This window comes from Pseudomonas sp. GZD-209 (assembly GCF_049310485.1).
Taxonomy (GTDB): domain Bacteria; phylum Pseudomonadota; class Gammaproteobacteria; order Pseudomonadales; family Pseudomonadaceae; genus Aquipseudomonas; species Aquipseudomonas sichuanensis.
This window is the reverse complement of the sequence record NZ_JBMOWQ010000021.1, coordinates 48,732-56,887: the sequence shown is the minus strand read 5'-3', so window position 1 is coordinate 56,887 and position 8,156 is coordinate 48,732. Positions and strand designations below refer to the sequence as shown.

The window sequence follows — 8,156 nt, the reverse complement described above, 5'->3', positions numbered from 1 at the left end:
ACCGTTAGGGGGAAACCCCCCCCACATGCGTTGAAAGGGGGGGGCGGGCTGCCCCCGCGATTTTTTCAGATCAAACCAAGGTCTCGATCCGCAGCGTATTAGTCGAACCTGGCTTGCCGAAAGGCACACCGGCGGTGATCAGCAGCGTGTCGCCGCGGCTGGCCATGCCTTGTGCCTGGGCGATCTCCAGCGCGGTGGAGACCACCTCGTCGACCTGGCGCAGGCGGTCGTTGACCACCGAGTGCACACCCCAGGCCACGCTCAGGCGCCGTGCGGTGTTGAGGTTCGGCGTCAGGTTGAGGATCGGCGCCCGTGGCCGCTCGCGGGCGGCGCGCAGGGTGGAGTTCCCCGACTCGCTGTAGTTGACCAGCACCGCCACCGGCAGGATGCCGCTGATGCGGCGGATCGCGCAGCTGATGGCATCCGATACCGTGGCCTCGGCCTTGGGCCGGCCGACGTCGAGCTGGGCCTGGTAGTCCGGGCCGTTCTCCACCTGGCGGATGATCTTGCTCATCATCTGCACCGCTTCCAGCGGGTAGTCACCCGAGGCGGTCTCGGCCGACAGCATCACTGCGTCCGCACCTTCGGCCACGGCGTTGGCCACGTCGGTGACTTCGGCGCGGGTCGGGGCAGGGGAGAAGCGCATGGATTCGAGCATCTGCGTGGCCACTACCACCGGTTTGCCCAGCTGGCGGCAGGTGCCGATGATGGCTTTCTGGATCTGCGGCACGCTCTCGGCCGGCACTTCCACGCCCAGGTCGCCGCGGGCGACCATGATCGCGTCGGACAGCTCGGCGATGGCTTGCAGTTGCTCGACCGCCGAGGGCTTCTCGATCTTGGCCATCAGGTAGGCGCGGTCGCCGATCAGCTGGCGCGCCTCGACGATGTCTTCCGGGCGCTGCACGAACGACAGGGCCACCCAGTCCACGCCCAGCTCCAGGCCGAAGGTGAGGTCGCGGCGGTCTTTGTCGGTGAGCGGGGACAGGTCGAGCACCGCTTGCGGCACGTTGACGCCTTTGCGGTCGGACAGCTCGCCGCCGGCCAGCACTTCGGTGTCGATGGCGTCGGCGTGCTTGGCGGTCACTCGCAGGCGCAGTTTGCCGTCATCGAGCAGCAGGTCCATGCCGGGCTCCAGCGCGGCGATGATCTCCGGGTGCGGCAGGTTGACCCGGCGGCTGTCGCCCGGAGTCTTGTCCAGGTCCAGGCGCAGGGCCTGGCCACGCTGCAGTTGCACCTTGCCGTCGGCGAAGCGGCCAACGCGCAGTTTCGGGCCTTGCAGGTCCATGAGGATGCCCAGCGGGTAGTTGAGCTGTTGCTCGACTTCGCGGATCCACTGATAGCGCAGGGCGTGATCGGCGTGTTCGCCGTGGCTGAAGTTGAGGCGGAAGATGTTCACCCCGGCTTCGACCAGCTGGCGGATGTCATCGATGCCTTTGATCGCAGGCCCGAGGGTGGCGAGGATTTTTACTTTTTTATCAGGCGTCATGATTGCGGGGTCTCGAGGATCAGGATGGCGCGGAAGTCGTTGACGTTGGTGCGGGTCGGCTCGGTGACGATCAGCGCATCGAGGGCGGCGAAGTAGCCGTAGCCGTTGTTGTTGTCCAGCTCGTCGCTGGCCGACAGGCCCAGGGCCTCGGCGCGGGCGTAGCTGTCCGGGGTCATGTAGGCGCCGGCGTTCTCTTCCGAGCCGTCGATGCCGTCGGTGTCACCGGCCAGGGCGTATACGCCCGGCAGGCCCTTGAGGCTTTCGGTGAGGCTGAGCAGGAACTCGGCGTTGCGCCCGCCGCGGCCGTTGCCGCGCACGGTGACGGTGGTTTCGCCGCCGGAGAGGATCACGCAGGGCGCCTTCAACGGCTGGCCGTGCAGGACGATCTGCCGGGCGATGCCGGCGTGGACCTTGGCCACTTCCCGCGACTCGCCTTCCAGGTCGCCGAGGATCAGCGGGCTGAAGCCGGCCTGGCGGGCCTTGACGGCGGCGGCCTCGAGCGACTGCTGGGGTTTGGCGATCAGCTGGAAGTGGCTGCGCGCCAGCGCCGGGTCGTCGGCCTTGACGGTTTCGGAGGCCGGGTTGTTGAGCCAGTCGATGACGGCTTTGGGGGCCTCGATGTTGTAGCGCTTGATGATCGCCAGGGCATCGGCCGAGGTGCTCGGGTCGGCCACGGTAGGGCCGGAGGCGATGACCGTGGCCAGGTCGCCCGGTACGTCGGAAATCGCATAGGTGTAGACGGTGGCCGGCCAGCAGGCTTTGGCCAGGCGGCCGCCCTTGATCGCCGAGAGGTGCTTGCGCACGCAGTTCATCTCGCCGATGGTGGCGCCGGACTTGAGCAGCGCCTTGTTGATCTGCTGCTTGTCGGCCAGGGTCAGGCCTTCGGCGGGCAGGGCCAGCAGGGCCGAGCCGCCGCCGGAGAGCAGGAAGATGACGCGGTCGTCTTCGTTGAGGTTGCTGACCAGCTCGAGCACGCGCTTGGCCACGGCCAGGCCGGCGGCATCCGGGACCGGGTGGGCGGCTTCGACCACTTCGATCTTCTGGCAGTTGGCGCCGTGGCCGTAGCGGGTGACGACCAGGCCTGAGACTTCGCCCTGCCAGCTTTTTTCGACCACTTCGGCCATGGCGGCGGCGGCTTTGCCTGCACCGATGACGATGACCCGGCCGCTGCGGTCGGCGGGCAGGTAGGGTTCGAGGACCTGACGGGGGTGGGCGGCGGCGATGGCTGTGTCGAACAGTTCGCGCAGGAGGTTTTGTGGATCGACCGACATGGCAGGCTCCCAATTATTGTTGTTCTGCAGAATCAAAAACGCCCCTGGAACTGCCTCCGTGCAGGCCGAACCAGGGGCGGGTGTTGCTCGGGGTCACCGCCTGGCACCCAGGCGGTGTGAAATTCATCGAGGGGCAAGCCCGCTCCCACGTATCAGAGCGTTAAGCCGCGTGGGAGCGGCGGTGCGCCGATGCGACTTGCCCCGCGATTGGGCCTTACTTGTCGTCGCGGATCGAGAAGTTGGCCATGTGCTCCAGGCCTTTGATCAGCGCCGAGTGGTCCCAGTTGCCGCCGCCCAGGGCCTGGCAGGTGTTGAACACTTGCTGGGCATTGGACGTGTTGGGCAGGTTGATGCCCAGCTCCTTGGCGCCTTGCAGGGCCAGGTTCAGGTCCTTCTGGTGCAGGTTGATGCGGAAGCCTGGGTCGAAGGTGCCTTTGATCATGCGCTCGGCATGCACTTCGAGGATCTTCGAGGAGGCGAAGCCGCCCATCAGCGCCTCACGCACCTTGGCTGGATCCGCGCCGTTCTTGGCAGCGAACAGCAGCGCTTCGGCAACGGCCTGGATGTTCAGGGCGACGATGATCTGGTTGGCGACCTTGGCCGTCTGGCCGTCACCGTTGCCGCCGACGCGGGTGATGTTCTTGCCCATGGCTTCGAACAGCGGCAGGGCGCGTTCGAAGGCTTTCGGGCAGCCGCCGACCATGATGCTCAGGGTGGCGGCCTTGGCGCCGACTTCACCGCCGGACACCGGAGCGTCCAGGTAGGCGGCGCCGGTGGCCTTGATCTTCTCGGCGAAAGCTTTGGTGGCGGTAGGCGAGATCGAGCTCATGTCGATCACGACCTTGTTCGGGCCCACGCCCTCGGCAACGCCGTTTTCACCGAACAGGACGCTTTCGACCTGCGGGGTGTCGGGCACCATGACGATAATGAATTCAGCTTCCTGGGCCACTTCCTTGGGGTTGGCCAGGGCCACGCCGCCGGCGGCGATCAGGTTGGCCGGAGCGGCGTCGTGGTGGGTCGATACGAAGATGCTGTGACCTGCTTTTTGCAGGTTCTGGGCCATGGGGTTGCCCATGATGCCGGTGCCGATGAAACCGATTTTAGCCATGAGAGATTACCTCGTTGTAATTGTTGAATCTCGATGGAGCAGGCTGAACAGGCCCCTGTGGGAGCGGGTTTACCCGCGAAGCAGGCACTGCGGTGGATGGCACCGGCTTCGCCGGTGTTCGCGGGTGAACCCGCTCCCACAGTGTCCTGTGTTCAACAGGGGCCTGCGCTCAGCCGTTAGATTGCGTTGTGAGTCTTCAGCCAACCCAGACCCGCCTCGGTGGTGGTCTTGGGCTTGTACTCCGCACCCACCCAGCCCTGGTAACCGATGCGGTCCAGGTGCTCGAACAGGAAGCGGTAGTTGATCTCGCCGGTGCCGGGTTCGTGGCGGCCCGGGTTGTCGGCCAGCTGCACGTGGTTGATCAGCGGCAGGTTGGCTTCCAGGGTGCGGGCCAGGTCACCTTCCATGATCTGCATGTGGTAGATGTCGTACTGCAAGAACAGGTTGTCGCTGCCCACTTCGGCCTGGATTTCCAGGGCCTGCTGGGTGGTGTTCAGGTAGAAGCCGGGGATGTCGCGGGTGTTGATCATTTCCATGACCAGGCGGATCCCGGCGGCCTTGAGCTTGTCGGCGGCGTACTTGAGGTTGTCGACGAAGGTCTTGCGTACGTCGGCGCATTGCAGGCCTTGTGGACGGATGCCGGCCAGGGCGTTGACCTGGGTGTTGCCCAGCACCTTGGCGTATTCGATGGCCTTGTCGACGCCGGCGCGGAACTCTTCGACGCGGTCCGGGTGGCAGGTGATGCCGCGCTCACCCTTGGCCCAGTCACCGGCCGGCAGGTTGAACAGCACCTGGGTCAGGCCGTGGGCGTCGAGCTGCTGCTTGATCTCGGCGGCGCTGAAATCGTACGGGAAGAGGTATTCGACACCGCTGAAGCCAGCATCGGCGGCGGCCTTGAAGCGGGCCAGGAAGTCCTGTTCGGTGAACAGCATGGACAGGTTGGCAGCGAAGCGAGGCATGGTTGTCTCCTTGCAATGAGGGCCCCCGGCACGCCGGTGCGCGGGGGCGTCAGGCAATCAGTCGAGCATCGAGATGGCGGTTGGCGCGTCGTTGCCGACCAGGGCGAGGTCTTCGAACTCGTTGACCGCGTTGATCTCGGTGCCCATGGAAATGTTGGTGACGCGCTCGAGGATCACTTCGACCACGACCGGTACGCGGAACTCTTCGGCCATCTTCTGCGCCTTGAGCAGGGCAGGGGCGATCTCGGCCGGTTCGAACACGCGGATGGCCTTGCAGCCCAGGCCTTCGACCACGGCGACGTGGTCGACACCGTAGGTGGCGGCGTCGGTGGAGTTGATGTTCTCGAACGCCAGTTGTACACAGTAATCCATGTCGAAGCCACGCTGCGCCTGGCGGATCAGGCCGAGGTAGGCGTTGTTCACCAGCACGTGGACGTACGGCAGGTTGAACTGCGCGCCCACTGCCAGCTCTTCGATCATGAACTGGAAGTCGTAGTCACCGGACAGCGCGACAACCTTGCGCTTCGGGTCGGCCTTGACCACGCCCAGGGCTGCAGGGATGGTCCAGCCCAGCGGGCCGGCCTGGCCGCAGTTGATCCAGTGGCGTGGCTTGTACACGTGCAGGAACTGCGCGCCGGCGATCTGCGACAGGCCGATGGTGCTGACGTAGGTGGTGTCCTTGCCGAACACTTCGTTCATTTCCTGGTACACGCGCTGTGGCTTGACCGGGACGTTGTCGAAGTTGGTCTTGCGCTGCAGGGTCGCCTTGCGCTGCTGGCAATCTTCCAGCCAGGCCTTGCGGCACTTCAGCTTGCCGGCGGCTTTCCACTCGCGGGCCACTTCGAGGAACACGTCCAGCGCCTTGCCGGCATCGGAGACGATACCCAGGTCCGGGGTGAACACGCGGCCGATCTGGGTCGGCTCGATGTCCACGTGCACGAACTTGCGGCCTTCGGTGTAGACGTCGACGGAGCCGGTGTGGCGGTTGGCCCAGCGGTTGCCGATACCGAACACCAGGTCGGATTTGAGCATGGTCGCGTTGCCGTAGCGGTGCGAGGTCTGCAGGCCGACCATGCCGACCATCAGGGCGTGGTCGTCAGGGATGGTGCCCCAGCCCATCAGGGTCGGCACTACCGGTACGCCGGTCAGTTCGGCGAACTCGACCAGCTTGTCGCTGGCATCTGCGTTGATGATGCCGCCGCCGGCTACCAGCAGTGGGCGCTCGGCGTCATTGAGCAGGGCCAGGGCTTTTTCGGCCTGTACGCGGGTGGCGGACGGCTTGTTGACCGCCAGTGGCTCGTAGGCATCGATGTCGAATTCGATCTCGGCCATCTGCACGTCGAACGGCAGGTCGATCAGCACAGGGCCTGGGCGGCCGGTGCGCATTTCATAGAAGGCCTTCTGGAACGCGTAAGGCACCTGGCCCGGTTCCAGCACGGTGGTCGCCCACTTGGTCACCGGCTTGACGATGCTGGTGATGTCGACGGCCTGGAAGTCTTCCTTGTGCAGACGGGCACGCGGAGCCTGGCCGGTGATGCAGAGGATCGGGATGGAGTCGGCCGACGCACTGTACAGGCCGGTGACCATGTCGGTGCCGGCAGGGCCGGAGGTGCCGATGCATACGCCGATGTTGCCTGGGTTGGCGCGGGTGTAGCCCTCGGCCATGTGCGAGGCACCTTCGACGTGGCGAGCGAGGACGTGATCGATGCCACCGACTTTTTTCAGGGCCGAGTAAAGCGGGTTGATCGCGGCGCCAGGAATGCCGAACGCGGTATCTACACCTTCACGGCGCATGACCAGAACGGCTGCATCGATTGCTCTCATTTTGCTCATGGTTTGTGCCTCATCGATTTTGTAATTGTATACAACTTGCTTTGCGACAGAGTGTATTCACGCTTCGACCCAAAGGTCAATCCATTTTCGTCGGCAGGCTGTGATTGGCGTATGGGCCCGTGAAAAGCGGCATTTCGTCGCAGTCGGTACGATTGAGTCAAATTATTGTATACAAAACATATCTCTGTTGTGTTCTATTCTCTCATCGGTTTTCAACTGCCCTCAGGGCTTCTCACAACAAGAAGAGGACCTTTTCATGAACGCATTGACCCTTAAAGTCGCCGTCGGCGTGGTAAACGCTGCGCTGGCCGCAGGCCGCAAGATCAACGCAGCGCCATTGACCGTAGCGGTGCTGGATGCCGGCGGGCACCTGCTGGCGCTGCAACGGGAGGATGGCGCCAGCCTGCTGCGGCCAGAGGTGGCCATCGGCAAGGCCTGGGGTGCAGTGGCCCTGGGCAAGGGCTCGCGCCTGCTGGCGCTGGACTCGCAGCAGCGGCCGGCGTTCTATGCCGCGTTGAATGGCTTGGGTGAGCGGCCGGTGGTGCCGGTGCCGGGGGGTGTGCTGATTCGCGATCAGGACGGCAAGGTGCTGGGTGCGGTAGGGATCAGCGGGGATACGTCGGATATCGACGAGCAGTGTGCGATCAGTGCGATCGAAGAGCTGGGGCTGACGGCGGATGCCGGGGTGGCTGCCTGATTCTTTATTGACGCTACCGGCCCTTTCGCGGGTAAACCCGCTCCCACAGGTTCACCACAATGTTGAAGGTTGTGGTGAGCCTGTGGGAGCGGGTTTACCCGCGAAGGGGCAATCGCCGTGGTTCAGGCAGCTTCGGGTTCGCAGCCCTTCAGCACCAGGCGAATGATGGTTTCTGCCGCCGCATCGTAGTCACTGTCGGCCAATTTGGCCTTCCCCGTCACCACGGCAATCTGCCAGTCGAAATCCGCGTAGGTCTGTGTCGCTGCCCAGATGCTGAACATCAGGTGGTGCGGGTCGACGTGGGCGATCTGCCCGCGGTCGATCCAGCGCTGGATGCACTCGATGTTATGCCGGGCCTGCTCGTTGAGCTGCTCGACCTGGCGCGGCGACAGGTGCGGCGCGCCGTGCATGATCTCGCTGGCGAACACTTTCGAGGCGTGGGGCAGGTCGCGGGAGATGAGGATCTTCGAGCGGATATAGGCGCTCAGCACTTCCTTGGGGTCGCCATCGGCGCTGAACGGCGTCGAAGCCTGCATGATCGGCGCGATGATGCTCTCGAGCACCTCGCGGTAGAGGTTTTCCTTCGACTTGAAGTAGTAGTACACGTTCGGCTTGGGCAGGCCGGCCTTGGCCGCGATATCGCTGGTCTTGGTGGCGGCGAAGCCCTTGTCGGCGAATTCTTCACTGGCCGCGCGCAGGATCAGTTCCTTGTTGCGCTCGCGAATGGTGCTCATTGTCGGGGGTCTTCCTCGTGTATGGCCCCCTCCATGAGGGGTCCGGCATGGTAGCACCCGCCCCGACG

7 protein-coding genes are annotated in these 8,156 nt (G+C 64.6%); 1 reads left to right on the top strand and 6 read right to left on the bottom strand.

Annotated elements, in window-relative coordinates; genetic code table 11:
- Nucleotides 1-70 precede the first annotated feature (70 nt).
- The 5 genes from pyk to gcl form a co-directional block, all read right to left on the bottom strand.
- On the bottom strand, nucleotides 71-1,486 hold the full coding sequence (gene pyk / locus ACO6VM_RS03315; RefSeq protein ID WP_110993597.1) for a pyruvate kinase: 1,416 nt from the start codon (nucleotides 1,484-1,486) through the stop codon (nucleotides 71-73).
- A complete protein-coding gene (locus ACO6VM_RS03310) occupies nucleotides 1,483-2,757 on the bottom strand; it encodes a glycerate kinase type-2 family protein (protein WP_401056837.1) in 1,275 nt (424 codons plus the stop codon). Before ACO6VM_RS03310 ends, pyk begins: the two co-directional genes overlap by 4 nt.
- Nucleotides 2,758-2,971: 214 nt before the next feature.
- The gene (locus tag ACO6VM_RS03305) at nucleotides 2,972-3,865 is read right to left on the bottom strand and encodes a 2-hydroxy-3-oxopropionate reductase (RefSeq protein WP_023631172.1); all 894 of its coding nucleotides are present in this window, start codon (nucleotides 3,863-3,865) and stop codon (nucleotides 2,972-2,974) included.
- Nucleotides 3,866-4,041: 176 nt separating this feature from the next.
- Nucleotides 4,042-4,824, bottom strand: a complete 783-nt coding sequence (hyi, locus tag ACO6VM_RS03300; protein WP_125463325.1) for a hydroxypyruvate isomerase — start codon at nucleotides 4,822-4,824, stop codon at nucleotides 4,042-4,044.
- 57 nt (nucleotides 4,825-4,881) lie between these two features.
- Nucleotides 4,882-6,657 carry a glyoxylate carboligase gene (gene gcl / locus ACO6VM_RS03295; protein WP_258706064.1) on the bottom strand — a complete coding sequence of 592 codons (1,776 nt, stop codon included), beginning with the start codon at nucleotides 6,655-6,657 and terminating at the stop codon, nucleotides 4,882-4,884.
- Nucleotides 6,658-6,913: 256 nt separating this feature from the next.
- Between gcl and ACO6VM_RS03290 the strand changes: the two genes are divergently transcribed.
- A complete protein-coding gene (locus ACO6VM_RS03290) occupies nucleotides 6,914-7,354 on the top strand; it encodes a GlcG/HbpS family heme-binding protein (protein WP_125463327.1) in 441 nt (146 codons plus the stop codon).
- 122 nt (nucleotides 7,355-7,476) lie between these two features.
- On the opposite strand, the gene ACO6VM_RS03285 is transcribed toward ACO6VM_RS03290, so the two are convergent.
- Entirely contained in the window at nucleotides 7,477-8,088 is a 612-nt protein-coding gene (locus ACO6VM_RS03285) for a TetR/AcrR family transcriptional regulator (RefSeq protein ID WP_110993592.1), read from the bottom strand.
- Nucleotides 8,089-8,156: the final 68 nt, after the last annotated feature.

Bases quoted from the DNA above. Each gene is read 5' to 3' on its own strand.
- ACO6VM_RS03290 (WP_125463327.1), top strand. From the start codon at position 6,914: ATGAACGCATTGACCCTTAAAGTCGCCGTCGGCGTGGTAAACGCTGCG.
- ACO6VM_RS03285 (WP_110993592.1), bottom strand. From the start codon at position 8,088: ATGAGCACCATTCGCGAGCGCAACAAGGAACTGATCCTGCGCGCGGCC.
- pyk (WP_110993597.1), bottom strand. From the start codon at position 1,486: ATGACGCCTGATAAAAAAGTAAAAATCCTCGCCACCCTCGGGCCTGCG.
- ACO6VM_RS03310 (WP_401056837.1), bottom strand. From the start codon at position 2,757: ATGTCGGTCGATCCACAAAACCTCCTGCGCGAACTGTTCGACACAGCC.
- gcl (WP_258706064.1), bottom strand. From the start codon at position 6,657: ATGAGCAAAATGAGAGCAATCGATGCAGCCGTTCTGGTCATGCGCCGT.
- ACO6VM_RS03305 (WP_023631172.1), bottom strand. From the start codon at position 3,865: ATGGCTAAAATCGGTTTCATCGGCACCGGCATCATGGGCAACCCCATG.
- hyi (WP_125463325.1), bottom strand. From the start codon at position 4,824: ATGCCTCGCTTCGCTGCCAACCTGTCCATGCTGTTCACCGAACAGGAC.